A 23,948-nucleotide genomic window follows, 5' to 3' on the forward strand; every position below is an offset into this window, starting at 1 on the left:
ATCAGAAAGTCATACCGAAAGGGAGGGTGTGACTGTGCGAAAAGAAGGCTTCGCCGGTGCGTTGAACATCAGACCATCTTGCCCGGGTTGAGGATTCCCAGCGGGTCGAAGACCGCCTTCAGCTGCCGCTGCAGGTCCAGCGCCACCGGCCCCAGCTCGCGCGCCAACCACTCCCGCTTCAGCAGCCCCACCCCGTGCTCCCCGGTGATCGTGCCGCCCAGCTCCAGACCGAGCGCCATGATCTCGTCGAAGGAGCGCTGCGCCCGTACCGTCTGGTCCTCGTCCGAGGCATCGAAGATCACGATCGGATGGGTGTTGCCGTCCCCGGCGTGGCTGACCACCCCGATGGTCAGCGCGTGCCGCTCGGCGATCGCCGCGACCCCGTTCAGCATCTCGGCCAGCCGGGAGCGCGGCACCGCCACGTCGTCGATCATCGTCGTGCCCAGCCGGTCCATCGCGGGCAGCGCCAGCCGTCGGGCCTCCAGCAGCAGGTCCGACTCCGCCTGGTCCTCGGCCGGCACCACCTCCGTCGCCCCGGCCGCCCGGCACAGCTCCGCGACCCGCGCCGACTCGGCCGCCCGGTCCGGCCCGTCGAAGGCCACCAGCAGCAGCGCCTGGGTCGACTCCGGCAGGCCCATCCGCGCCAGCTCGTTGACGGCCCGCACCGAGACCGCGTCCATCAGCTCCATCAGCGACGGCGTCAGACCGCTCGCCATCACCGCGCAGACCGCCTCCCCGGCCGCGTCCGGGCTCGGGAACTCCGCCGCCAGCGCCAGTTGCGGCTCCGGCGCGGGACGCAGCGCCAGCACCGCCCGGACCACCACGCCCAGCGTCCCCTCCGAGCCCACCAGCAGCCGGGTCAGGTCGTACCCGGCGACGCCCTTGGCCGTCCGGCGCCCGGTGGACAGCAGCCGCCCGTCCGCCAGCACCACGTCCAGGCCGAGCACGTACTCGCCGGTGACGCCGTACTTCACGCAGCAGAGCCCGCCCGCGCCGGTGCCGATGTTGCCGCCGATCGTGCAGGACTCCCAACTGGACGGGTCCGGCGGGTAGGACAGGCCGAACTCGGCCGCCGCGCGCGACAGTTCGGCGTTCACCACGCCGGGTTCGACCACCGCGATCCGGTTCACCGGGTCCAGCTCCAGGATCCGGTCCAGCTTCACCGTGGACAGCACGACGCAACCGTCGACGGCGTTCGCGGCCCCGGACAGCCCCGTCCGGGCGCCCTGCGGCACCACCGGGACGCGCAGCTCGGTGGCGGTGCGCATCACGTGCCGCACCTGCTCGACCGACTCGGGGAAGACGACGACGGCGGGCGTGCCGGCGGCGCAGAAGCCCGCCATGTCGTGCCGGTACGCGGCGGTCACGTCCGGATCCACCACCACGGCCTCCGCCGGGAGGCCCTGCGCCAGTCGGTCCGTCAGGTCACTCATCGCCGCCTCCGCTCACCGTCCGCCGCCCCGCCTCTGCACTCTGCCCGGAGGGGAGGGGGCGGGCAAGTGGGCCTCGCCCGGCCGCCGGCTCGGGCGCGGCGCAGGGCCGGGGTGGCGAGGGCGGCGAGGCCGGTGGCCGCGGTGGCGACGGCGCACAGGAGGGTGGGCAGGGCGGCGCCCGTGCGGTCGGCGAGCAGGCCGAGCAGGCCGTTGGCGAGCACCAGCGCGAGGCTCTGCACCAGCGTCAACAGCGCCTGCACGCGCGAGAGATGGGACGCCGGGGCGCCACCCAGCACCAGCGGCCCGAGGTGGCTCGCGAACAGCCCGGATCCCGCGCCGGCCACCGCGCCGCCCGTCACCGCGACGACCGGGGCCGAGGCCAGGGCCAGCAGCGCGATGCCCGTCGACGCCGCGCAGAGCCCGGCCGCCGCCCCGACCCCCGTGCGGGGCAGCGTGCCGCGCCAGGCGACCAGGCCCGCGACCGCGAGCACTCCGGCCGCCTGTCCGCCGGTGACCAGCCCGGCCGTTCCCGCCGCCCAGCCGTGCGACCGGGCGAGCAGCGGTGCGAGCAGCGACACGACCGGCAGGACGCCCCCGGCGGCGGCGCCGGTGAGCAGCAGCGCGGCCCGCAGCAGCGGGTCGCGCAGCGCCAGCCGGACCCCGGACGCCGCCTCGCGCAGCAGAGCGCCGGTACGCCCGGTGGACGGTTCCCGGCCCGCCGCGCGCATCGGCGGCCGGACCCGCAGCAGGACCAGCAGGAGGACGCCGAAGCTGACCGCGTCCACGGCCGCCGCGCCGGACAGCCCGCCGGCGGCGACCAGCAGGCCGCCCAGCGGCGCCCCGAGCAGCACGGCGCTCTGCCCGCCGGCCTGCCGCAGCGCGAGCGCCCGGGGCAGCTGTTCGGCGGGCACCAGCCGGCGCGGCATCGACCCGCTCGCCGGGAGGTAGAACGCGTCGACCGTCCCGATCACGGCCGCCGCCGCGACCAGCAGTGCCGGCGACACGTCCCGGCCACCGGCCGCGACCGCCAGGGCGGCGGTCGCGGCCAGCATCACCGCGTCCCCGACGAGCATCACCCGCCGGGCGCCGTACCGGTCCGCTACCGCGCCGCCCAGCAGGACGAGTGCGGTGCGCGGCACGGTGAGCGCCGTCAGCACCAGCCCGGCCGCGCCGCCGCCGTGCGCGGAGGCGGCCCAGCCGAGGGCGAAGTACAGCGCGGCGTCGCCGAGCAGCCCGGCCTGGGTGCCGACCAGCCAGAGCAGGTACGGCCGGGGCAGCGCGGCGTGCGGCGGGGCCCCGGCGGGAGCGGTCGCGGTGGTCACGCCGGGCGACGTTAGGACCCTCGACCAGGTCGAGGGCAAGCCGCGCCGCTACCGGCGGACCACCGGCTCCTGCAGCTCGACCACCCACCCGGCCTGGTCCTCGGGGCACTCCAGGTAGAGCTCCCGGGCGTAGCCGGCCGAGCGGTAGCCGTTCTCCTCGATGAAGCGGGCCAGTGCCTGGAAGCTGCCCACCGCCGCGTCCATCGGGCCGCGGTGCACGACGGACGCCGCCGCCGCGATCGACGGCAGGTCGACGACCTCGAAGTCGTCGCGGCCGCCCGGCACCGAGGACGCGACCGGTACGGCGGCCCGGACCAGGACCGAGCCGTCGCCGTCCGGCCCGTCCTGGTAGCAGGCGACGGACGGGCCGGTCTCCTCGATCCCGGCCTCGGCGACCCGGCGGCACAGCTCGGCGAACAGCGGGCCGATCACCGGCCCGATGTCCTCGGGCTGGTAACTCCTTGCCACGGCGGTCAGTTGGGCCACTCGGACGGACGGCACCGGCTTCACCACGACATCGTGCTCGGACATCTGTCCCTCGCTCTCGATCGTTCGGAGCCTCGCCTCCACCCGGGTCAGCCGCTGCTCGTCCGCCGCGATCGCCTCGGCGAGCTGGGCCCGCCGCAGGCGCAGCATCCCGCGCAGTTCGGCGGCGCCCAGCTCCTCGTCGAGCACGGCCTTCACCTGGTGCAGCGTGAAGCCGAGCTCCTTGAGCGCGATCACCCGGTTCAGCCGGGTGAGTTGGGCCGCCTCGTACGAGCGGTAGCCGCTGACCGGATCCACCCGGGCGGGCCGCAGCAGTCCGATCGCGTCGTAGTGGCGCAGCATCCGTACCGATACCCGGCCGTGGCTGGCGAAGTCTCCGATGGTCAACATGGTGTCTCCACTCCACCGCCTGCCACGGTGTCAGGGTCAACTCCGGCCTGCGGCGGGCCCGCAGGAGGCTCGCGGCCGGCCCACCCGCAAACGCCGAGGGCGGGTGCCGAATGTTCTCGGCACCCGCCCTGAGCAGGTGTTCTCCTACCGGCGGAGAGCGTGGGATTCGAACCCACGGCATGGGGTCACCATGCGACAGTTTTCAAGACTGTTCCCTTAGGCCGCTCGGGCAGCTCTCCAGGCGGAGGTCAGCCTAACGGTTTCGCGGGGGTTCGGTGCACACGGTTTCACCGGTGGCCGGGGTCAGTGGCCGGAGGTCACTGGTCGCCCTCGCGCGAGCCGAGGGTGACCTTGGTGGAGAAGGGCTGGCCGTTGCGGGTGTACTCGACGTCGACGGTCTCGCCGGGCTTGTGCGTCCAGATCCGGCTGACCAGGGCGGGGCCGTTCTCGATCGGCGCGCCGCCGAGCTTGGTGATGACGTCGCCCGCCTTGAGGCCGGCCTTGTCGGCGGCGCCGCCCGGGGTGACGGGCGGCTGACCCTGGATGTCGCGGGTCTGGATCTGCGCGCCGTCGCCCTTGTAGTCGTCGTTGCGCAGCACGTCGAGCTTGGCGTAGACGGGCTTGCCGGTCTTGATCAGGGTGTCGGCCACCCACTTCGCCTGGTTGATCGGGATGGCGAAGCCCAGGCCGATGCTGCCGGCCCGGCCGTTGGCGGAGGCGTTGGACTGGATCGCCGAGTTGATGCCCATCACCGCGCCGCTGGCGTCGAGCAGCGGGCCGCCGGAGTTGCCGGGGTTGATCGAGGCGTCGGTCTGCAGGGCGTTCATGTACGAGGCCTGCGAGCCGGTCTCGTCGCCGGAGGCGACCGGGCGGTCCTTGGCGCTGACGATGCCGCTGGTGACGGTGGACTCCAGGCCGTACGGCGCACCGATCGCGATGGTGGTGTCGCCGACGTTGACCTTGTCGGAGTCGGCCAGCGGGAGCGGCGCCAGCTTGTTCTTCGGCGGGTTCTCGATCTTGACCACGGCGACGTCGTAGCCGGACGCGTTGCCCAGCACCGAGGCGTTGTAGGAGGTGCCGTCGGCGAACTTGACGGTCAGCTTGCCGCCGCCGGCGCCGAGGGTCGGCGCGACCACGTGGTTGTTGGTGAGGATGTGGCCCTCGGTGTCGAAGACGAAGCCGGTGCCGGTGCCGGACTCGCCGTTGCCCTGCGCCTTGATGGTGACGACGCTGGGCAGCGCCTTCTGCGCGATGCCGGCGATCGAGCCGGGGGCGGGCTCGGTCTTCTGGGTGTTGCTGGCCTGGACGGTGGTGCTGCGGTGGTCGTTCGCGGAGCTGCCGCTGTCGTCGTTCTTCGCGACGGTCACACCGATCGCGCCGCCGGCCACACCGGCGACCAGCGCGACGGCGGCGACCAGGGCGACCAGGGCGCCGCGCTTCTTGCGCGGGCCGGACGGGCCCTGCGGGCCGCCGGGGTACTCGGCCGGGTAGCCGAGCGGGCCGGCCGGGCCGCCGGGGTGGCCGGGGCCGCCGGTGGCGTCGTGGGCGCCCCAGCCGCCGAGCGGCTGGCCGGCGCCGAAGGGGTGGTGGGCGTGCGCGGCCGGGCCGCCGGTCATCGGCGCGGGCGCCGCACCGTACGGGTCCGCGCCGGGGACGGGCGCGGCGCCGTACGGGTCCTGCGCGCCGGCGGCCGGGACGCCGTGGGTCGGGGTGGCGTACGGGTTGTCGCCCTGCGGCAGCGCGGCCGGGACGGGGGCGGCCGACGCGGCGGCGGGCGGCGCGGGCGGCAGGACCGGCGGCGGCGCGTCGAGGTAGCCGGTGACGGGGTCGACGGCGGGCTCGGCCGACTCGGCCGCCGCGGGCGCCGCGGTGACGGGCTCGGCGGCGGGCGCCGCCGGGGCCTCCGGCGCGGGGACCTTGGTGAAGGCGACGGTGGGCTTGTGCCCGCCCTCGGCCGGCGCCGGCTCGACGGGAGCGGCCGCGACGGGAGCGGCCTCGGCCGGCTCGGCCTTCGCCGCCGGGTCGGGGATCCGGCTGAACGCCATGGTCGGCTTGTGCCCGCCGTCAGCGGGGGCCGCGGCCGCGGCGTCGGCCGCGGGGGCCTCGACCGGCTCGGCCGCCGGCTCCGGCCCGGCCTTCGCCGCCGGGTCCGGGATCCGGCTGAACGCCATGGTCGGCTTGTGCCCGCCGCCCTGAGCAGGGGCGTCGGCAGCGGGAGCGTCCGCTCCCTGGCTGCCCGAGGGCTGCTCCCCCTGCGGCCCGGTGGGCCCAACCTCGCGCTCGGTGCTCACGGACGACCTCCATAGCTGACAGGACCAAGGACCATAGTTTTTCGCACCGCCGATTCGATCGCCGTAAGGACCCCTCTGAAGAACTCATAAGAATCCTTAGCCGCCACCGACGTTCGGGCCCGCTGACCTCGGGCGACCGGCCGCTCCCCCACCCCGGCGGGCGTCCCGCAATGCGGGTCGCGCACCCCTGGCCTTGGTGTTCACCCCCCGGCGCCGGTTAGCCTGTCGCTCCAAACTGACACGCGGGAGCTTGGACCCACCAGGCTGAGAGTGCGCATGTCGACGGTACGCCACTGGACTGACGGCGAACCGTCGAGGGGGCGCTGACCGCCGGAACCTGTCCGGGTAATGCCGGCGTAGGGAGTATCGGCCGTGCCGCCTGCTTCGCCATCCCCTTCCGAGGGCGCGCCCGCGTCCAAGGACTTCCCCGGTCCGGCCGCCGCGCCGACCGCCGTGCTCGACCACCCGGGACGGGCCGAGGCCCCGCTCGTCCTGGACACCGAACCGCCGCGCACGCTGCGCTTCCGGGACCACTTCGCGCTCTGGATGAACCTCGGCGTCAGCCTGATCGGCTTCTCCACCGCCGCCACCGTGCTCGGCGCCAAGGACAGCGAGCTGTCGCTGGCCGCCGCGGTGACCGCGATCGTGGCCGGGACGGCGGTCGGCACCGCGATGCTCGCCGTGGCCGCGCTGATCGGCGCCCGCACCGGCGCGCCCGCGATGGCGAACCTGCGCGGGCTGTTCGGCACCCGGCTGTCGTACCTGCCGACCGTGCTGAACATCGTCCAGTGCGTCGGCTGGGGCGTGTTCGAGCTGCTGACCATCTCGGCCGGCGCGCAGACCGTCGCGCACACCAGCGGCTACCGCTGGCTGTTCGTGCTGCTCGCCGGCGCACTGACCACCGCGCTGACCATCTGGCCGCTGGGCTCGATCGCGGTGCTGCGCCGGTTCGTGGCCGGGGCGGTGGCCGTGGCGATGGTGTACTTCACCGTCCAGCTGGGCCGCCAGGGCGTGCCGGACCCGGGCGCCGGGAACTGGACGGGCTTCCTGCACGCGACCGACACGATGATCGCGGTGTCGATCTCCTTCGTCCCGCTGGCCGCCGACTACACCCGGCACTCGCGCACCGCGCGGTCGGCCTTCTGGGGCAGCTTCTCCGGCTACACGGTCGCCCAGGTCTGGTGCTACGTGCTCGGCCTGATGGCGCTGCTGCAGTCGGACGGCGACCCGAACAAGATCTTCGACTCCTTCCTCGGGGTGTCGTTCGGATGGCTGTTCCTGCTGGTGCTGGTGCTGCGCGAGACCGACCAGTCCTTCGCCAACGTCTACTCGACGGCGATGTCGGTGCAGAACCTGCTGCCGCGGGTGGACCGCCGGGTGCTGAGCGGCGCGATCGGCCTGCTGACCACCGTGCTGGCGCTGCGGATCGACCGGTTCACCGACACCTACAGCAACTTCCTCGGCCTGATCGGCTCGGTGTTCGTGCCGCTGCTGGCCGTGCTGGCGGTGGACTACTTCTTCGGCGCGGGCCGGTCCGGCTGGAACCTCGCGGCCGACGCGCCGTCCCGCTGGCTGATGCTGCTGCCGTGGGTGCTGGGCTTCGCGGTCTACCAGTTCCTCGCGCCGACCGAGGTCGCCGACTGGTGGACGGGCTTCTGGACCTCGGCCCAGGAGACGCTGCACTTCACGCCGCAGGAGTGGACCTCGGCCTCGCTGTTCGCCTTCCTGGTGCCCGCGCTGGCCACCTGGGCGCTCACCCCGCTCACCCGCCGCACCGGCCGGGGCTGACCCCGGGCACGGCGTCCGGAGGCGAAGACGGCCCCGCAGGTTGGGACCGTCTTCGCCTCCGCTTCACTTCCGCCGCCTATCGTTAGCGCTGTGACCAGCAAAGACCTGCCCTCGGCGGCGGCGCGCACCGCGCCGCCCGTCCAGGTGATCGCCCACCGCGGTTCCTCCCACGCCCTGCCCGAGCACACCCTGGCGGCCTACCGGCGCGCCCTGGACGAGGGCGCGGACGCGGTCGAGTGCGACGTCCGGGTCACCGCGGACGGCCACCTGGTCTGCGTGCACGACCGCCGGATCGGCCGGGTGTCCAACGGCCGCGGCACCGTCTCCGCGATGACCCTCGCCGAGCTGGAGGCGTACGACTTCGGCGCGTGGAAGACCGGCCGCCCCAGCACCGACCCGGAGCTGCGCGGCGTGCTGCGGCTGGAGCGCCTGCTGGAGCTGGTGGTGGACTGCGGCCGCCCGGTGGACCTGGCGATCGAGACCAAGCACCCGGTGCGCTTCCGCGGCCGGGTGGAGGCCGAACTGCTGGCGATGCTGGAGCGGTTCAAGATCGGCCCGGAGCGGGAGGGCGACCGCCCGTCCGCCCGGATCATGAGCTTCTCCTCGATCGCGCTGACCCGGGTGGCCGAGGCCGCGCCGGACTACCGCCGGGTCTTCCTGATCGAGCGGATGCTGCCGCTGCTCGGCCGGCTGCGCGAGGGCAGGCCGCTGCCGGGCGGGGCGCGGATCGCCGGGCCGGGCATCGACCTGATCCGGGCCAGGCCGGACCTGGTGCCGCGGCTGCGCGAGCTGGGGCACGAGGTGCACGTGTGGACGGTGGACGAGCCGGCCGACGTCGAGCTGTGCCTGGAGCTCGGGGTGTCCGCGATCATCACCAACCGGCCGGCCGAGGTGCTGAAGCAGCTCGGCCGCTGAGCCGGGCCGCGCGGGGGTGGTCCGGGCCCGCGCGCCGGCGGTGATCCGCCGGGCCGGGAACGACGTCCTCGGCCAACCTGAACGTTTCGGTCGGCAGTCAAACCTTCCGGGCACGTTATTGCCGGAATTCTTCCGCGCGGGCGACGGAGGGTGAGCGCGGAATGACCTCTCGTCCACCGTCCGTCGTGCCGCCGGAAATGGGCCGCCGGGATCGCCGGACGGTCGTTTCCGACGCATTACCAAGGGGCATCTCTCCCTCGGCATACGCTGAAGGAGGTCCGGGGGTGGCGTTGATGGTGGCGCGCGAAGTGCCGACTTCATCGACCATGGCAGTGCCGCACGGCCCAGCGAGTGTCGGGGTCGCACGGCGCCGACTGCGTCGAGATCTGGGTGACCGGCAGATACCGGAACCGGTCATTGATGATGCCGTACTGATCCTTTCCGAGCTGTTGAGCAACGCCTGCCGGTACGCCCGTCCGCTCGGCCCGCTGACGGCCCTCGGCCGCGGCGCCCGCGCGGAGGTGGTGGACCAGGTGCTGGTCGGCGTCCCCTCGGGGAAGCACCCCGCACCGGGCGCCACCGAGCACGAGGACGGCCGGGGCGAGAGCAGACCGGACGGCCACGGCGAGGACCGGGACGAGCCGGCCGGCGGCGTGCTGGTCCGCTGGCAGATGCACACGGACGGCGTGCTGACCCTGGAGGTCACCGACGGCGGCGCGGCCACCCGGCCGCTGCCCGCCAGCCCCTCGCTGACCTCGCGCGGCGGCCGCGGCCTGAGCATCGTCGACCAGCTGGCCAGCGACTGGGGCGTGCGCGACGCGCCCGGCGAGGTGACGGTCTGGGCCGCGCTGCCCGCGCGCGCCCGGCACGCCCGGCGCACCGGCGGCGACGCCCGTTCGGCCTAGGGTCCGTCTCCCGCGCGGGCGGCAGCCGGCCCGGCCCTGCCGCCCGGGCCGGGCGGCGGATCGCACCGGGCCCGCCCCGGCGCGTTCCCGCCCGCCCGGGGAACGTCAGTAGGCTCTCCCGAGCAACAGGACCACGTCCCCGGGAGAGCCGCAGCATGGGCAAGAAGGCCGCCAAGAAGGCGCCGCAGCGCCAGTCCACCACCGCCGTCACGGGCGAGGTCCCCGTGGTGGGGGCCCGCGAGGCCTGCCCCTGCGGCTCGGGCCGCCGCTACAAGGCCTGCCACGGCCGGGAGGCCTCGCACGCCGTCCAGGAGCTGGTGCACCGCCCGTTCGAGGGCCTGCCGGGCGAGGCCGACTGGGTCGCGCTGCGCGAGCTGGTGCCCGCCGCCACGGTGCCGCTGACGCTGGCCGCCGGGGTGGCCGAGGGCGCCACCGGTGACGTCCCGTCGGTGACCCTGGCCACCGTGCTGCCGCTGGCCTGGCCGGCGCTGCGCCGCCAGGACGGCTCGATCCTGCTCGGCCTGCAGACCCAGTCCTCCTCCGGCGACCTCAGCCGCGACCTCGCGGACGCCCTGGAGCTGGCCCTGGCCACCGAGCCGGGCAGCCCCGTCCCCGCGCGCCGGACCGTCCCCGGCGGGCGCCGCCTGCAGGACCTGCTGGACGCCTCCGCCGCGTTCGCGCCCACCGTGCACACCGGCTTCGAGTTCTGGCTGGAGGACGCCGAGACCGCCACCGGCGAGGTCGCCGCCTCGCTGGAGCGCGCCAACGCCTCGGCCATCCCGACCGAGAAGCTGGGCAGCGTCGACGCCGCCTACTGGTGCGGCACCCCGGACAAGAACCACCTGCGCTGGGTGATGACCGTCCCCGAGGAGCAGCTGCTCGACGCGCTGGCCCGGCTGAACGCCGCCGGCGAGGCCTCGCTCGGCGCGGACACCCGGCTGGTCGGCTCGTTCCGCGCGCACGGCCTGACCGTCCCGGTGTGGGACCTGCCGCTCACGATGACCGCCGCCGACTGCGAGAAGCCCGCCGCCGAGTTCGCCGAGCGACTCGCCGCCACGCTCGCCGACGGAACGCCGCTCACCGCCGAGGAGCGGCGCGCCCGCGCAAACCTGGTGAACCGTCAGGTCACCTTGAACTAAAGCCTCGCAGGATCGGGGTGATACGCGTCACATTGTCGCCGGGAAGCGCAATTTCCCGGCGTACAGGGCGTCTTGGAAATTGGCGCGGGCGCCGATCCTTGTTACTGTCTAAAGCGTCCGGCCGCTGGTGCATCCCCCGTCGCCAGCGGTCGGATCTTTTTGTTTTCCGGAACGGGCCTTCGCGCACGCCGCCCACGCGCCCCCGGACCTCCGCGCACGACGGCGCACCCCTCAGTACGCCGAGCGCCCGCTGTCCAGACGGACCGTCGCCTCCACCAACTCGCCCAGCAGCGGCCCGACCTGGGGCAGCCGGACGCCGCCGTCCGCCGCCGGGCGGGGCGCCAGCACCCAGCGCACCCGGCCGGCCCCGCCGCCGGGCGGCAACGGCAGGAAGCCGCCCGGCCCGTGGTAGCGCAACGAGCCCGGCACCCACGGGAGTTGAGCGAGCATCTCGCCCAGCGAGTCCAGCGAGTAGGGGGCCACCAACAGCGCGTAGCGGCCCGGCATCGCCAGCACCGGGCCGAGCGGCAGCCGCAGCGCGCCCAGGTAGACCAGCGCCCGGGCACCGGCCGCCGCCGGCAGGCTGACCGCCGAGACCGCCGTACCGGTCGCCGCCAGCACCGGCGCGTCCGGGCTCTGCCGCTCCCACCACCAGCGCACCATCCGGGCGTCCGTGGTGGCGGCCAGCAGGGACGGGTCGTGCGGGTGCGCGCCGGGGACGGTGCAGTCCGGGTCGCCGCAGGAGCAGCGGCCGCCGCACAGCACGGCGCCCGGCACCACGGGCCAGCGGTGGTCGACGGCGGCCGTCAGGGCCGCGGCCAGCCGGGCGGAGTCATCGTCCGACCGGGCCTTCGGATTCTCACGCATGGCGCTCGTTCCTTTCCCTGACCGCTCGGTTCGCCCACCGGGACGGCCCCTCGGAACTCACCACGCGGACCTGCGGCGGCACGGCCCCGGACGCGGAACTGCGGGGGCGGGCGGCACTGCGGACGGGCTCGGCCACGACGTGGAGCACGGGATGGGACACGGGGTGGGGCACGACATGAGAAGGGCCGCGGACCAGCACAGCCCATGGAACGAGAATCCCGTATGCGACCGGATGGACGCCGCCCGGGCGCGATTGGTTCCACCGTACGAGTGAGAGAGTTCCGGCCGACCCGGTGCGCGGGCGGCGCGGACATACGATCCGGACGGCCGCCCGGTCCGTCCTCCCGGTTCTGCCCGCTCCATGCCCGCTCCATGCCCGCTCCATGCCTCGCGGCCCGACCGGCGCGCCCGCGTTCCGCGCGCGCCCTCCGACCGGGTCGCGAACGCCGTGGAACCGGCCACCGCGTCGTCCTGGATCTGGACATGCCCCGAATGGCCTGTGTAGAAGTGGTGGCATTGCTGTCGATCAATGACGAGTAGTAGCGAATCGAGGCGAAACGCGCCCTAAGGCCGTGCTCGCTCCACATTGGCCTTATCTGGGGGTTTCGCATGGCACGTAGCACCGCGTCAGGAGTGGCGGCATGACCGAGTCCCACCCGTCGACGACACCCTCCGAGCCCGCTGAACCGGGCTGTGCCGGCGGGCTCACCGTCCTCGACCCGCCGGGCCTCCCGGGCCCCGCCGACACGCCGGAGGGCGCGCCGGACGACCGCGCCGCGCAGTCCGCCTCGCTGCAGGACCGTTTGGCCGGACGCCTGTCCGATATCACCAGCCTGCACGAGCACACCGAGCAGCTCGCCCGCGCCCGCGGCCTCGACGCCACCCTCGACACCGTCCTCGCCTCCGGCGCCGCCCTGCTCGGCGCCCGCCGCGGCGTCCTCGTCACCCGGCTGCCCGGCGGCGGCACCGGCCAGCCGGTCGGCCTCGGCCTCGACCGGGCCAGCCTCGGCGCCCTGGAGACCGTCCCGCCCGAGCAGAGCCTGCTCGCCCGGCTGCTGCGCGACCGGGACCGGCCCGCCCGGCTGCACTCCACCGACCTCACCGCGGACCCGGCCATCGGCGAGCGGCTGCGCGAGCTCGCCGGCCACTTCGGCCTCGGCGGCTGCTACGGCCTGCCGCTGGCCACCGAGGAGGACGGCCCGCTCGCCGCCGTCGTCTGGTTCTGGGACGAGCCCGCCGAGCCCACCGAGTGCCGGCGCGAACTCGCCCGCCACTACTGCGAGATCGCCGCCCCGCTGCTCGCCAAGCAGCTGGAGGCCGACCGCACCCGGCGCACCACCGAGGCGCTGCGCCGCGGCCTGCTGCCCGACCACCTCCCGCAGACCCCCGGACTGCGGCTGGCCGCCCGGCTCGTCCCGGCCGGCCTGGAGCGCTCCAGCGGCAGCGACTGGTACGACGCGATCCCGCTGCCGGACGGCACCATGGGCCTCACCGTGGGCTCGGTCTCCGGCGACGGCCCCGGGGCCGGTCCCGGCTCCGCCCCCGGCGCGGCCGCCGCGATGGGCCGGGTCCGGGCCGCGCTGCGGGCGTACGCGGTGCTGGAGGGCGAGGACCCGGTCTCCGTCCTCGGCGACCTGGAACTGCTGCTCAAGACCACCGAGCCGACCCGCACCGCCACCGCCGTCTACGCCTGGGTCGAACCCGGGGAGCGCCGGATCACCCTGGCCGGCGCCGGGCACTGCCCGCCGGTCCTGGTCGGCCGGCACGGCGCCGAGTTCGTCGAGACCTCGCTCTCCGCGCCGCTCGGCATGCTCGCCTGCTGGGAGGCGCCCGGGGTCGAGTTCACCGCCGAGCGCGGCGACACCCTGCTGCTCTACACCGAGGGCCTGGCCCGCCGCTGCGGCCCGACCCTGCACGCCGGGCAGGCCAACCTGCGCCGGGCCGCCGCCGGCGCCCCGCGCGACGTGCGGATCGACCCGGGCCGGCTCTGCGCCCACCTGCTGGCCGTCTGCCCCCGCCCGGACACCGCGCCGGCCACCGACGACCTGATGCTGCTGGCGGCCCGGTTCGAGTAGGCGCACGAACCCCGAACCGGTGGGCGGCCGGGCGTCCGTACCATGGACGAACGGCCGCCCGCGCGTGTCGCGACCCGACACCTCCCCCGAGGGCGGCGGTACCACCCCCCAAGGAGGCGTTGCACGTGACCGAGGACCGCACCCCCGCGGTGGCCGAGAACCCCGAGGCCGAGGGCGGCGAGGAGCCGCAGCAGTTCAAGGGCCGCAAGAACGGGCTCTACGGCGAGATCTCCGACGCGCTGTCCGCCTCGATGCAGTCCGGCTGGGCCGACACCGAGCTGCACGGCCTCACCCCGGTCGCGCAGGCCCCCTACGCCGCCGAGCGCCGCGCCGCGCTGTCCGCCGCCTACCCCGGCGAGCGCCTGGTCGTCCCGGCCGGCAACCTGCGGGTGCGCGCGAACGACACCGACTACAGCTTCCGTGCCGCCAGCGAGTACGTGCACCTCACCGGTGACCAGACCGAGGACGCGGTGCTCGTCGCCGAGCCGACCGGCGACGCCGGCCACGCGTTCACCCTCTACCTGCTGCCCCGCTCGAACCGCGAGAACGGCGAGTTCTGGCTCGACGGCTACGGCGAGCTGTGGGTCGGCCGCCGGCACAGCCTCACCGAGCAGGAGCAGCTGCTCGGCCTGGCCGCCCGCGACGTCCGCAAGGCCGCCGAGGAGCTGGCCGAGCGGGCCGCCGACTCCGCCGTGCCGACCCGCATCGTCCGCGGCTACGACGCCGGTCTGGAGGCCGCGCTGGCCGAGGTGCTGGACGCCGACCGGGACGCCGAGCTGAAGGAGTTCCTGAGCGGCCTGCGCCTGGTCAAGGACGAGTGGGAGATCGGCGAGCTGCGCGCCGCCTGCGACGCCACCGTCAAGGGCTTCACCGACGTCGTCCGCGAACTCGGCCAGGCCGTCGCCACCTCCGAGCGCTGGATCGAGGGCACCTTCTGGCGCCGCGCCCGCGTCGAGGGCAACGACGTCGGCTACGGCACCATCGCCGCGGCCGGCCCGCACGCCACCACCCTGCACTGGGTCCGCAACGACGGCGACGTCCGCCCCGGCGAGCTGCTGCTGCTCGACGCCGGCGTGGAGACCCACACCCTGTACACCGCCGACGTCACCCGCACCCTGCCGATCGACGGGCGCTTCGACGAGCTGCAGCGGAAGATCTACGACGCGGTGTACGACGCCCAGGAGGCCGGCATCGCGGCCGTGAAGCCGGGCGCCCGCTTCCGCGACTTCCACGAGGCCTCGCAGCGCGTCCTGGCCGAGCGGCTGCTCGCCTGGGGCCTGCTGGACGCCTCGGTGTACGACGTCGAGAAGGTCCTGGAGCTCGGCCTGCAGCGCCGCTGGACCCTGCACGGCACCGGCCACATGCTCGGCCTGGACGTCCACGACTGCGCCCACTCGCGCCGCGAGGAGCACGTCGACGCGCTGCTGGTGCCCGGCATGGTGCTCACCGTCGAGCCCGGCCTGTACTTCCAGCAGGACGACCTGACCGTGCCGGAGGAGTACCGCGGCATCGGCGTCCGGATCGAGGACGACATCCTGGTCACCGCGGACGGCAACGAGAACCTCTCGGCCGGGCTGCCGCGCCGCGCCGACGAGGTCGAGGCGTGGATGGCCTCGCTGGCCTGACCCGGTGATCACGAAGGCCCGGCCTCCCCGCGACGGGGAGGCCGGGCCTTCGCGTGCTACTTGGCGGCGACCACCTGGACGTTGACCACGGTGTCTCCGGGAACGTTGTAGCTGTCGTTGACGGGAACGGCCAGGCGCACGGTCAGCGGGAAGGTCCCCGGGCCGTTCTGCGGGGTCAGCTTGAGCCGGTAGTTCACCGTGATGCTCTGGCCGGGGTCCAGATCGACCGGCACGCCGGTGTCCAGGGCCGAGAGGGACAGGAGGGTGTTGAGGTTCAAGGACTTCCAGTCCGCGCCGTCCTTGCGCTCCAGCGTGCCCGGCATCGGCTCACCGGGGTTCACCCCCGGGTAGCCCTCCTGGAAGACCACGGCCTTCGCTCCGGTCAGCTTCTTCGTGCCGTTGTTCTTGAAGGTGGCCGAGAACTCCACCGGCGTCCCGTCGTTCGGCACCTGCTGGCCGGACTTGAGCCCGGCCACCGACACGCTGACGCTCTGCGTGTAGGGCGAGGCATGGCCGCTGACGTCCAGGCTGTCGACGATCGACTGCAGGTCGTCCTGGTAGTCGGCCTTGAGACCGACCGCCGAGACGAACACCTGGTCCTTGGGCAGGGCCCAGATCTGGGCCCTGAAGGGCGACTTGCCGCAGGACACCTGCCAGGTCGACTTGCGGGCCGGGCGGCCGGAGACGGTGGGCGTGCTCTTCACCGGGCTGCTGTAGGTGATCTCGCCACCGCCGGCTTGATGTGGATTGCCCCAGATCGGGCAGTAGGGCTGGTGACCCCAACCGCCGTCGTCATCGAGGTCACCGGTCGTCGGCCAGATCTGCGACTCGCCGTCGAAGGCCGCCAGGTCCACCCCGTACGGCTGGCAGTCCCGCTCCGTGGCGCCCTGCGGCGCCCCCGGGGACAGGATGCAGAGGTGGTAGCTCGCCGGGTCGGCGGGTACGGCTCGCCAGCCGGCCGGGATCCGCAGTTTGACGCCGCGGAAGGTGTACGACTTCGCCGGGGTGGTCGGGGTGACGTCGGCCAGCGGGGTGTCGGTCGTGGGGGCGTCGCCCGGGGTCTCGGTGGCGGTCGGGGTCTCGGTGGCCGTGGGGGTCGGCGTCGGGGTGGTGGTGGGCGTGGCGGTCGGGCTGGGCGAGGCCGTCAGGGTGGCCGCCGGGGGCGGGGTCTCGCGGTCGGCGACCGGGCTGCCGTGCAGGGTGACCACGCCGATCGCCGCGGCGGCGGCCAGGCCGAGCAGCGGCACGGTGACGGCGTACACCGGGCGCAGTCGGCGGATCCGGCTGCGCGGGGGCGCGGCCGGGCGCAGGTCGTGGGCGGTGATCAGGGACGTTCTGGCGCTCATCGCCTCGCGCAGCAGCCGTTCGGTCGGGGTCTCGGCCGAACCGTCGTCACCGCCAGTCCGGGGAGTGGACTTGTCGGTCATCGAACCTTCTCCAGGTGCTTCTCCAGGGCGTCCAGGGCCCTGCTGGCGGTGGACTTCACGGCGCCCCGGGACAGGCCCAGGGTCTCGGCTATCTGCGCCTCCGACATGTCGGACCAGTAGCGCAGCACCAGCACCTCGCGCTGGCGGGTGGTCAACTCCTGCAGGGCGACGAGCACTCGCCGGTGCTCGTCGTTGAGCACCGCGTGGTCCTCGGCGGAGGGGGCGTCCGCCTCGTGCGGGGGCACGTACTCGCGGGCGGTCCTGCGGCGGCGCAGCATCGAGCGGGCGCCGTTGACCACCGAGGTCCGCAGGTAGCCGAGCGCGTTGTCGAGGTCGTCCAGCTGCTCGCCGTGGCGCTGGTAGAGCTGGGTGAAGGCCTCCTGGACGACGTCCTCGGCGAGGTCCTGGTGGTCGACCAGCAGCACGGCCATCCGGACCAGGCCGAGCCGGTGGGCGTGGTACAGGTCGGTCAGGGTGGGCCGGTCCTCCGCGGGCTTGCGCCCGCCGCGCAGCAGCCGGAAACCGGAGCGGCGCTGCGCCGCCTGCTGGTCGGTGGTGTGGTCGGCGGCGACGGCGGCAGTCGGCTCACCGGCCTCCTGAGCGCCGAACAGCGCGGCGACCGCTCCGCGGACTCCGCGAAGGGAGATACCGCGCCACCCCGTTGGCGCGGCGATCGGCCCGATGGCCATGGACATGAGCGGTTCTGCTTTCCCCCGGGACGGTGACGGCTGGTGCCGGACCGTCAGATCACCTGATCAAGATCGCGATCGGAGAGATGCTCGCAGCTGCGCTCCGCCGGGCTCCCTCCGCCCCCGTACCAATGGACGTGTGGCGGGCGTGGAGGTTGCAGGGCGATTCGAGAAAAGTTCCGGGGCGGCCGGGCGGCTACACTCACCGGCGTTCCGCCACCCGTGAGCAGGGGGTTCGTATGGCCGAGCAGCACAACGGGAACCCGGTGCCCCGGACCGGGCCGGTGGCCGTCGCCATCGGGCGGCGTCCGGAGCCGGTGCACGACGTGGCGGTGTACGCCTTCGACGGCATGGCCCCGTTCGAACTCGGCGTCGTGGTCGAGGTGTTCGGGCTGGCCCGGCCCGAGCTGGGCGGGCTGCTGGCGGCGCCCTGGTACGGACTGAAGGTGTGCGCCGACCGGCCCGGAACGGCGCTGGAGGCGGTGGGCGGCTTCGCGCTGACCGCCCGGCACGGGCTGGACGAACTCGCCGCGGCCGACACCGTGGTGGTCCCCGGGGTGCCCAACGCCTTCGGCGGCGCGGTCTCCCCCGGGCTGGTCGCGGCGCTGCGGACGGCGCACGAGCGCGGCGCCCGGATCGTCTCGATCTGCTCGGGCGCCTTCGCGCTGGCCGCCGCCGGGCTGCTGGACGGCAAGGAGGCCACCACCCACTGGCGGTACGCCGACCTGCTCCAGCAGCGCCACCCGCAGGTGCGGGTCAACCCGGACGTGCTGTACGTGGACAACGGCGACGTGCTGACCAGCGCGGGCAGCGCCGCCGGGATCGACCTGTGCCTGCACCTGGTGCGGCGGGACCACGGCGCCAAGGTGGCCAACACGGTGGCCCGGCGGTTCGTGGTGCCGCCGCACCGGGACGGCGGGCAGGCCCAGTTCATCGAGGCGGCCGTGCCCGGCGTCGAGCCGGAGGACGACGGGATCGCCCGCAGCATGCAGTGGGCGCTGGACCACCTGGCGTCCCCGCTGACCATCCCGCAGCTGGCCCACGCCGCCCGCATGTCGGACCGCTCGTACCTGCGGCACTTCACCGCCCGCAACGGCACCAGCCCGATGCGCTGGGTGGTCACCCAGCGCATCGCGGCCAGCCTGCCGCTGCTGGAGGCCCCGGACGGGACGGTGGAGGAGATCGCCGCGGCGGTCGGCTTCGAGAGCGCCGCGACGTTCCGCCACCACTTCGGCCGGGTGATGCGCACCTCCCCGACCGCCTACCGGCGCTCCTTCGGGCGCGGGGTGGCCTGAACCGGTCCGGCGGCGGCTACGCGTTCTCGCGCCGGTCGGCGTTGGCGACGATGGCGTCGTGCAGCCACTGCGTCAGGCCGGGGGCGACGTCCTCGTAGGTCTTGGTCCACCGTGGGTCCGAGACGTACAGGCCGGCCAGGCCGCGGTGGATGGTGAACGTGCAGTCGTAGAAGTTCCGGCAGATGTGCTGCCGGTGCTCCTCGGCGAGGCCGGTGGCCACCGGGCCGTCGGCCGGCTCGCCGGCCGCCAGCGCCTCGGCCAGGCGGGTGTTGAGCGAGGTCATCTCGCCCTGGATCCGCTGCCAGTCGGCCTTGGTGTAGCCGCCGGTGCGGCGCTGCGACTCGGCCCAGGCCTCGGTGTCGCCCCAGCGCTGCTCGGCCTCCTGCTCCCAGTCCTCCTGGTAGCCCTCGCCGAAGATCTCGAACTTCTCCTCCGGGGTCAGCTGAATGCCCATCCTGCGTGCCTCCATGGCGTGTTCGACGGCTGCGGCGAGGTCCTGGAGGTGACGGATCCGGCCGGTCAGCAGCTCGTGCTGCCGGCGCAGGTGCTCGGTCGGGCTGACCGAGTGGTCGTCCAGGATCGCCGCGATCTCGTCCAGCGGGAAGCCGAGTTCGCGGTAGAAGAGGATCTGCTGCAGCCGGTCGAGATCGGCGTCCACGTACCGGCGGTAGCCGGCCCGGGTGCGGCCCGCGGGGGACAGCAGACCGATCTCGTCGTAGTGGTGCAGGGTGCGGACGGTCACCTTGGCGATCTTCGCCACGGCGCCGACCGCGTAGCCGTCCTCGTTCATCCCTCGACTCCTCCCTGGTGCTGACCACAACCCTCCGCTCTCACGTCGCGTGAGGGTCAAGCCGCTTCCGCGGAAGCCGTCAGGCGCCCGCGCCCACCAGCTCGCGCTCGCGCCGCCGGCCGCCCCGGCGCGATCCGGCGCCGTCCGCCTTCCGCGGGGACCGCGGGCGGCGGGTGCGCTGGGTGGGCCAGCACAGCACGTACACCGCCGAGACCACCACGAAGGCCAGCCGGACGAAGCCGCGGGCCGCGTCGGTGGGCAGGAACAGCGTGCCGCCGTACAGCGCGGCCAGCGCTATCCAGCTCCACCACGGGACGAGCCGCTTCTGCCCGACCGCGTCCCAGAGCAGCGTGCCGAGCAGGATCGAGGCCGTGTAGTACGTGTAGACGCTCGGGTCGAGCAGGATGCGGGCGTCCGCGCCGAGCAGCACCACGGCCGGCCAGCGGCCGCGCCACACCGCGAGGCAGCCCAGGCCGATGCCGAGCGCGAACTGGGTCGGGCGGTCCCACCAGGGGGTGGCCGGGTCGGTCACCCCGAACCAGCGCAGCGCGGAGGCGGGCTGGTTGGGGATGGTGAACTTGGCGGCCGCCACGGTGTCCAGGTCGCCCAGGTAGAACGGCAGCCAGGCCACCGCCACCAGCGCGCAGAACCAGAACCCGGCGCGCAGCCAGGTGCGCCGGGGCAGCGCCAGGAGCAGCGGGGCGAAGGCGATCGCCCAGGGCTTGGAGTCGACCGCCAGGGCGAGGAACAGCGCGACCTGGACGGGCTTGCCGCGGGCCAGGGCGTGCGCGGCGAGGGTGGTGAAGAACAGCGCGAGGACGTCGTCCAGGTGCGCGAAGCGGACCGAGACCTCGACCCACATGGGGATGAACGCCAGCCCCGCGATCAGCAGGCGCTGCTGCAGCCGGCGGTGGTTGGTGCCGGTGCCCAGGTAGTGCAGGGCGGCGGTGCGGCCGATCAGCACCAGCATCACCAGGCCGAGCGCGGCACTGGCCGCCTCGGCGATCAGCTGGCCGGTGTGCGGCGAGAAGGGGGCGGTGAGACGGGCCGCGGCCAGGCTCACCGGGCCGATCTGCAGCTCGGGGTGGTGGGCGTAGAGCGCCAGGCCGCCGTCCGGCTGGCCGGAGAAGAGCAGCTGCTCACCCTGGCGCAGGTAGTGCCAGGAGAACCCGCCGCTGGGCTCGACCAGGAAGAACCAGAGCACCGTCCACGCGACCAGCAGCACGTGGTGTCTGCGGAGCGGCAGCCCGGCGATGCGCCCGGTCGCCGCGTCGTAGTCGGTGGTGGCCCGTGCCGTGCGTGCTCCCCGCACCTGTACCTCTCCCCGCCGGTTCCGCCCCCCTCGGCCGGACATCCTATGTGACCGAGGAACACGGCCCGTGCCGCCCGCCTCACCCGTCCCGGAGGACGGGCGGGCGGGCGCGGCGGTCACCCGCGGCCGGTGTTCCGGCCGCGGGGAGGCTCCCGGTGGGATCAGGCCTGCCGGCCGGCCTTGCGGCGGCGCAGCAGCACGAGGGTGCCGGCACCGGCGGCCAGGACGGCGGCACCGGTCGCGGCGATCGCGGTGGTGTCGTCCCCGCCACCGGTCTGGGCCAGCGCCTTGTCGTTGGTGTCGGCCTTGGCCTTGGCCTTGGTGACGGCGTCGGCCGGCAGCTTCGGCGGGGTGATCACCGGGGGCTCGACCGGGAAGTCGATCGGGCCGCCGGCGTCGCCGCTGGTGCTCGCGGCCGGGGTGGTCGCCGGGCCGGTGGGCGTCCCCGGGGTGGTGGGCGTCGCGGTGGCGGTCGGCGTCTGCGACGGGGTCGAGGTGGCCGTCGCGGTCGGGGTCGGCGTCGCGGTGGCGGTCGGGGTCTGGGTCGGGGTGGCCGTCATGGTCGGGGTCGGCGTGCCGGTCTGCGACGGGGTCGGGGTGGGCTTGCCGGTGCGGGTCGGGGTGGGGGTCGGCTTGCCGCCGCCGCCCTGGGCCTTGATCACGAACCGCGAGCCGCCGTCGCAGCTCAGGTGGCCGTTGTCGACGGGCAGGTGGCTGTCGTCGTCGAGCTGGGCCGAGAAGGCGACCGGGACGACGCCGGCCTTGCCGAGCGGGGCGTCCGAGCCGAAGGAGACCTTGACGTCGATCTTCAGGGTCTTGCCGTGGTTCACGGCCAGCAGGTCACCGGGGACGGGGTTGCCGTCGTCGCCGAGGGTGCCGAGCAGGATGAGGACGGAGTCCTTCTTCTCCCCGCTCGCGTCGGGGGCGACGACCGCGGTGCGCCAGTCCTCGTTGGGCAGCTGGTACTCGACCTTGAGGTCCTTCGGCAGGAGCTCGCCCGCCCGGCTCTTGAACTTCAGCATCGGGTACAGCACGAAGTCGTGCTTGGTGTTGTTCTCCGCCTCGAAGGTGAACATCCGGCCGCCGCCACCGGCGATGAAGGAGCCGGGGACGCCGTCGACGGAGAGGTCCAGCTTCGCGGCCGAGGACGTGTCGGCCTGCGGGGCGGCGGTGGTCGGGCTGCTGGTGGCGCCGACCGCCATGGCACCCTGGGCGCCGGCCAGCACGAGCGAGGAGGCGAGCGCGGCGGCGCCGGCCAGGGCGAGACTGCGACGTATGGACAAGGAGACCTCACGGAAGTTTCCGGGCGAGGCCCGGGCGGGAGGGTGGCCACGGGCGCTGCGCCCCCCGCGAAGCTTGAAGTTCGACGGAGATTACCCAACGATCCGGCCACTCCGGAAGCCGGGGGCCCGCCCGGGGAGCGCTCCGGGGCCGGGGGCGTCCGATACGTCCAACTCCGTCCATCGGTAAGGCTTTTGCCCTTCACCGGACGGCCACCGAACGTGACGGGTACACGCCCGGAGGACCGTACCGCACGACTCGCGGTGGCCGGAAGTCGCCGGTCGGCCCGCTCAGCCCGCTCAGCCCGCGAAGAACGACTTGGCCGCGACCATGGCCCGCTCGTCGCGCAGCACGTCCCCCGGGCGGCTGCCGTTGCCGAGCAGGACGCCGCCCCAGCGCATCCCCATGTAGTCGGCGGTCAGCCGGAGGGTGCCGATCATCGGCTCGGCCTTCTCCGGCCCGTCGGCCAGGACGGTGACGCCCCAGAGGGTGCGACCGTTCATCCGGGCGCGGAAGTCCACACCGGGGGCCCGCAGCCAGCCCGTCCAGTGGTCGAGGTAGAGCTTGGCGCTGGTCGGCAGCGTGTACCAGTACAGCGGCGCGACGAGGACCAGGTCGGTGGCGGCCAGGGTGGCGTCCAGCAGCGTCCGCAGGTGGCCGGCCGGCTCGGGGTGGCCGCCGTCCGCGTGCCGCAGGTCCTGGTAGGGCGGCAGCGGGTGGTCGTCCAGCCGCAGCCAGCGCTGCTCGGCTCCGGCGGGCAGGCCGGCCTCGGCGGCCAGTCGGGCGAGCTGCACGGTGTTGCCCTCGCCGCGCGAGCTCGCCTCCAGGAACAGGAAGGAGCGGGCGGGCCCGGTGGCGTGCGGCTGGTCGGTCATGGTGTTTCCCCCGGTCTGCTGAGACGAACGGAGGTGCGAGCGCCCGCCGCACGCCGGATATTCCGCGCCCGCGCCGCCCGGACGGCCGCGTTCGCGGAGCCGCTACTCGGGCAGTCCGGCCCGGCGGCGGGCGACGGACGCGACGGCGGCCCAGTCCTTGTCCCCGTCGCCGTGCGCCAGCGCGTCCAGGAAGGCGTCACGCAGCACGCTGCCGAACGGCAGTGGAACGGTGGCGGCGGCCCCGGCGTCGAGCGCGAGGCCGACGTCCTTGAGGCCGAGCGGCAGCCGGAACCCGGCCGGCTCGTAGCGCCGTTCGGCGACCATCGCGCCGTAGCCGGAGTACACCGGCCCGGGGAAGAGGGTGCCGGTGAGCAGGTCGATCAGGTCGGTCGGCCGGACGCCGTTGGCCTCCGCCAGGGCGCACGCCTCGGCCATCGACTCGATCGCGCAGGCCAGCAGGAAGTTGACGCTGATCTTGGTGGTGTTCGCCTGGCTCGGCCGCTCGCCGAAGTGCCAGGTGTGCTGCCCCATCGCCGCGAACAGCGGCTCGGCACGGGCCAGCAGGCCGCTGTCGCCGGCGGCCAGGATGTTCAGCCGCCCGGCGGCCGCGACCGGCGGCCGGCCCAGGACGGGCGCGGCGACGTAGCCGATGCCGTGCTCGGTGTGCAGCGCCTCGGCGCGCTCGGCGAGGGCGAGCGAGACGGTGGCCATGTTGACGTGCAGGCTCGCCTTGGCGCCGGCCAGCAGGGCCGGGTCGAGCAGCAGCCGCTCGACCGCCGCGTCGTCGGCGAGCATGGAGACCACCGTGTCCGCGGCGAACACCTCGGCCAGGGAACCGGCCGGCTCGGCGCCCTCGGCCACCAGGGCGGCCACCGGCTCGGGCGAGCGGTTCCACACCCGGACGGCGTGGCCGGCCCGCAGCAGGCTGCCCGCCATGCCGCGCCCCATCGCGCCCAGCCCCACGAAGCCGATCGTCGACCCGCTCATCCGCAACTCTCCCGTGCTCGCGGCCGTCCGGGCGGCACAGCCCGGGCGGCCTCCCC

At 74.4% G+C, this 23,948-nt stretch carries 19 protein-coding genes, 1 tRNA gene and 1 riboswitch; of the genes, 7 read left to right on the plus strand and 13 right to left on the minus strand.

Annotation, left to right across the window (positions count from 1 at the left end):
• Positions 1–68: 68 nt before the first annotated feature.
• The 5 genes from ACPC54_RS03480 to ACPC54_RS03500 all read right to left on the minus strand — a co-directional run bounded on the left by ACPC54_RS03480 (position 69) and on the right by ACPC54_RS03500 (position 5,922).
• Entirely contained in the window at positions 69–1,433 is a 1,365-nt protein-coding gene (locus ACPC54_RS03480) for an FAD-binding oxidoreductase (RefSeq protein WP_498960733.1), read from the minus strand.
• Entirely contained in the window at positions 1,430–2,755 is a 1,326-nt protein-coding gene (locus ACPC54_RS03485) for an MFS transporter (protein WP_498960735.1), read from the minus strand. Before ACPC54_RS03485 ends, ACPC54_RS03480 begins: the two co-directional genes overlap by 4 nt.
• A 48-nt stretch (positions 2,756–2,803) precedes the next feature.
• Positions 2,804–3,631: a MerR family transcriptional regulator gene (locus tag ACPC54_RS03490; RefSeq protein ID WP_498960737.1), complete on the minus strand. Its 828-nt coding sequence runs from the start codon at positions 3,629–3,631 to the stop codon at positions 2,804–2,806.
• A 151-nt stretch (positions 3,632–3,782) separates the two neighbouring features.
• Positions 3,783–3,870, minus strand: a tRNA-Ser gene (locus ACPC54_RS03495).
• Positions 3,871–3,948: 78 nt separating this feature from the next.
• Positions 3,949–5,922 carry a S1C family serine protease gene (locus ACPC54_RS03500; protein ID WP_498960739.1) on the minus strand — a complete coding sequence of 658 codons (1,974 nt, stop codon included), beginning with the start codon at positions 5,920–5,922 and terminating at the stop codon, positions 3,949–3,951.
• A gap of 232 nt (positions 5,923–6,154) precedes the next feature.
• Positions 6,155–6,302, plus strand: a riboswitch (TPP riboswitch).
• Here ACPC54_RS03500 and ACPC54_RS03505 point away from each other — a divergent pair.
• From ACPC54_RS03505 to ACPC54_RS03520, 4 genes are all read left to right on the plus strand, one after another.
• The gene (locus tag ACPC54_RS03505) at positions 6,295–7,710 is read left to right on the plus strand and encodes a purine-cytosine permease family protein (RefSeq protein WP_498960741.1); all 1,416 of its coding nucleotides are present in this window, start codon (positions 6,295–6,297) and stop codon (positions 7,708–7,710) included. Its footprint overlaps the riboswitch before it by 8 nt.
• A gap of 90 nt (positions 7,711–7,800) precedes the next feature.
• The gene (locus ACPC54_RS03510; RefSeq protein ID WP_498960743.1) at positions 7,801–8,625 is read left to right on the plus strand and encodes a glycerophosphodiester phosphodiesterase family protein; all 825 of its coding nucleotides are present in this window, start codon (positions 7,801–7,803) and stop codon (positions 8,623–8,625) included.
• Between the two features lie 449 nt (positions 8,626–9,074).
• Positions 9,075–9,530 carry an ATP-binding protein gene (locus tag ACPC54_RS03515; protein WP_498960745.1) on the plus strand — a complete coding sequence of 152 codons (456 nt, stop codon included), beginning with the start codon at positions 9,075–9,077 and terminating at the stop codon, positions 9,528–9,530.
• Between the two features lie 155 nt (positions 9,531–9,685).
• Positions 9,686–10,669, plus strand: coding sequence for a DUF5926 family protein (locus ACPC54_RS03520; RefSeq protein ID WP_498960747.1), 984 nt, complete (start codon positions 9,686–9,688; stop codon positions 10,667–10,669).
• 231 nt (positions 10,670–10,900) lie between these two features.
• Here ACPC54_RS03520 and ACPC54_RS03525 read toward each other — a convergent pair whose 3' ends face one another.
• The gene (locus tag ACPC54_RS03525) at positions 10,901–11,536 is read right to left on the minus strand and encodes a bifunctional DNA primase/polymerase (RefSeq protein WP_498960749.1); all 636 of its coding nucleotides are present in this window, start codon (positions 11,534–11,536) and stop codon (positions 10,901–10,903) included.
• 641 nt (positions 11,537–12,177) lie between these two features.
• Between ACPC54_RS03525 and ACPC54_RS03530 the strand changes: the two genes are divergently transcribed.
• Together ACPC54_RS03530 and ACPC54_RS03535 are read left to right on the plus strand one after the other, a co-directional pair.
• Complete coding sequence (locus tag ACPC54_RS03530) at positions 12,178–13,611, plus strand: PP2C family protein-serine/threonine phosphatase (RefSeq protein ID WP_498960751.1); 1,434 nt, start codon at positions 12,178–12,180, stop codon at positions 13,609–13,611.
• Between the two features lie 125 nt (positions 13,612–13,736).
• Positions 13,737–15,236: an aminopeptidase P family protein gene (locus ACPC54_RS03535; RefSeq protein WP_498960753.1), complete on the plus strand. Its 1,500-nt coding sequence runs from the start codon at positions 13,737–13,739 to the stop codon at positions 15,234–15,236.
• 56 nt (positions 15,237–15,292) lie between these two features.
• Here the strand turns inward: ACPC54_RS03535 and ACPC54_RS03540 are convergent, their stop codons facing one another.
• Together ACPC54_RS03540 and ACPC54_RS03545 are read right to left on the minus strand one after the other, a co-directional pair.
• Positions 15,293–16,663, minus strand: a complete 1,371-nt coding sequence (locus tag ACPC54_RS03540) for a hypothetical protein (protein ID WP_498960755.1) — start codon at positions 16,661–16,663, stop codon at positions 15,293–15,295.
• On the minus strand, positions 16,660–17,358 hold the full coding sequence (locus ACPC54_RS03545; RefSeq protein WP_498960757.1) for an RNA polymerase sigma factor: 699 nt from the start codon (positions 17,356–17,358) through the stop codon (positions 16,660–16,662). The genes ACPC54_RS03540 and ACPC54_RS03545 overlap by 4 nt, the downstream gene beginning before the upstream one ends.
• 311 nt (positions 17,359–17,669) lie before the next feature.
• Between ACPC54_RS03545 and ACPC54_RS03550 the strand changes: the two genes are divergently transcribed.
• Complete coding sequence (locus ACPC54_RS03550; protein ID WP_498961539.1) at positions 17,670–18,647, plus strand: helix-turn-helix domain-containing protein; 978 nt, start codon at positions 17,670–17,672, stop codon at positions 18,645–18,647.
• 16 nt (positions 18,648–18,663) lie between these two features.
• Here ACPC54_RS03550 and ACPC54_RS03555 read toward each other — a convergent pair whose 3' ends face one another.
• From ACPC54_RS03555 to ACPC54_RS03575, 5 genes are all read right to left on the minus strand, one after another.
• Complete coding sequence (locus tag ACPC54_RS03555) at positions 18,664–19,437, minus strand: MerR family transcriptional regulator (RefSeq protein ID WP_498960759.1); 774 nt, start codon at positions 19,435–19,437, stop codon at positions 18,664–18,666.
• Positions 19,438–19,516: 79 nt separating this feature from the next.
• Positions 19,517–20,749: a hypothetical protein gene (locus tag ACPC54_RS03560; protein WP_498960761.1), complete on the minus strand. Its 1,233-nt coding sequence runs from the start codon at positions 20,747–20,749 to the stop codon at positions 19,517–19,519.
• A gap of 161 nt (positions 20,750–20,910) precedes the next feature.
• Positions 20,911–22,032: an LPXTG cell wall anchor domain-containing protein gene (locus tag ACPC54_RS03565; RefSeq protein ID WP_498960763.1), complete on the minus strand. Its 1,122-nt coding sequence runs from the start codon at positions 22,030–22,032 to the stop codon at positions 20,911–20,913.
• 297 nt (positions 22,033–22,329) lie between these two features.
• On the minus strand, positions 22,330–22,905 hold the full coding sequence (locus tag ACPC54_RS03570) for a flavodoxin family protein (protein WP_498960765.1): 576 nt from the start codon (positions 22,903–22,905) through the stop codon (positions 22,330–22,332).
• Positions 22,906–23,007: 102 nt separating this feature from the next.
• Positions 23,008–23,892, minus strand: coding sequence for an NAD(P)-dependent oxidoreductase (locus ACPC54_RS03575; RefSeq protein WP_498960767.1), 885 nt, complete (start codon positions 23,890–23,892; stop codon positions 23,008–23,010).
• Positions 23,893–23,948: the final 56 nt, after the last annotated feature.

It is taken from the genome of Kitasatospora sp. NPDC094028 (genome assembly GCF_049543595.1).
Taxonomy (GTDB): Bacteria; Actinomycetota; Actinomycetes; order Streptomycetales; family Streptomycetaceae; genus Kitasatospora.

Bases quoted from the DNA above. Each gene is read 5' to 3' on its own strand.
- ACPC54_RS03490 (WP_498960737.1), bottom strand. From the start codon at position 3,631: ATGTTGACCATCGGAGACTTCGCCAGCCACGGCCGGGTATCGGTACGG.
- ACPC54_RS03480 (WP_498960733.1), bottom strand. From the start codon at position 1,433: ATGAGTGACCTGACGGACCGACTGGCGCAGGGCCTCCCGGCGGAGGCC.
- ACPC54_RS03540 (WP_498960755.1), bottom strand. From the start codon at position 16,663: ATGACCGACAAGTCCACTCCCCGGACTGGCGGTGACGACGGTTCGGCC.
- ACPC54_RS03575 (WP_498960767.1), bottom strand. From the start codon at position 23,892: ATGAGCGGGTCGACGATCGGCTTCGTGGGGCTGGGCGCGATGGGGCGC.
- ACPC54_RS03555 (WP_498960759.1), bottom strand. From the start codon at position 19,437: ATGAACGAGGACGGCTACGCGGTCGGCGCCGTGGCGAAGATCGCCAAG.
- ACPC54_RS03570 (WP_498960765.1), bottom strand. From the start codon at position 22,905: ATGACCGACCAGCCGCACGCCACCGGGCCCGCCCGCTCCTTCCTGTTC.
- ACPC54_RS03530 (WP_498960751.1), top strand. From the start codon at position 12,178: ATGACCGAGTCCCACCCGTCGACGACACCCTCCGAGCCCGCTGAACCG.
- ACPC54_RS03520 (WP_498960747.1), top strand. From the start codon at position 9,686: ATGGGCAAGAAGGCCGCCAAGAAGGCGCCGCAGCGCCAGTCCACCACC.
- ACPC54_RS03525 (WP_498960749.1), bottom strand. From the start codon at position 11,536: ATGCGTGAGAATCCGAAGGCCCGGTCGGACGATGACTCCGCCCGGCTG.
- ACPC54_RS03545 (WP_498960757.1), bottom strand. From the start codon at position 17,358: ATGTCCATGGCCATCGGGCCGATCGCCGCGCCAACGGGGTGGCGCGGT.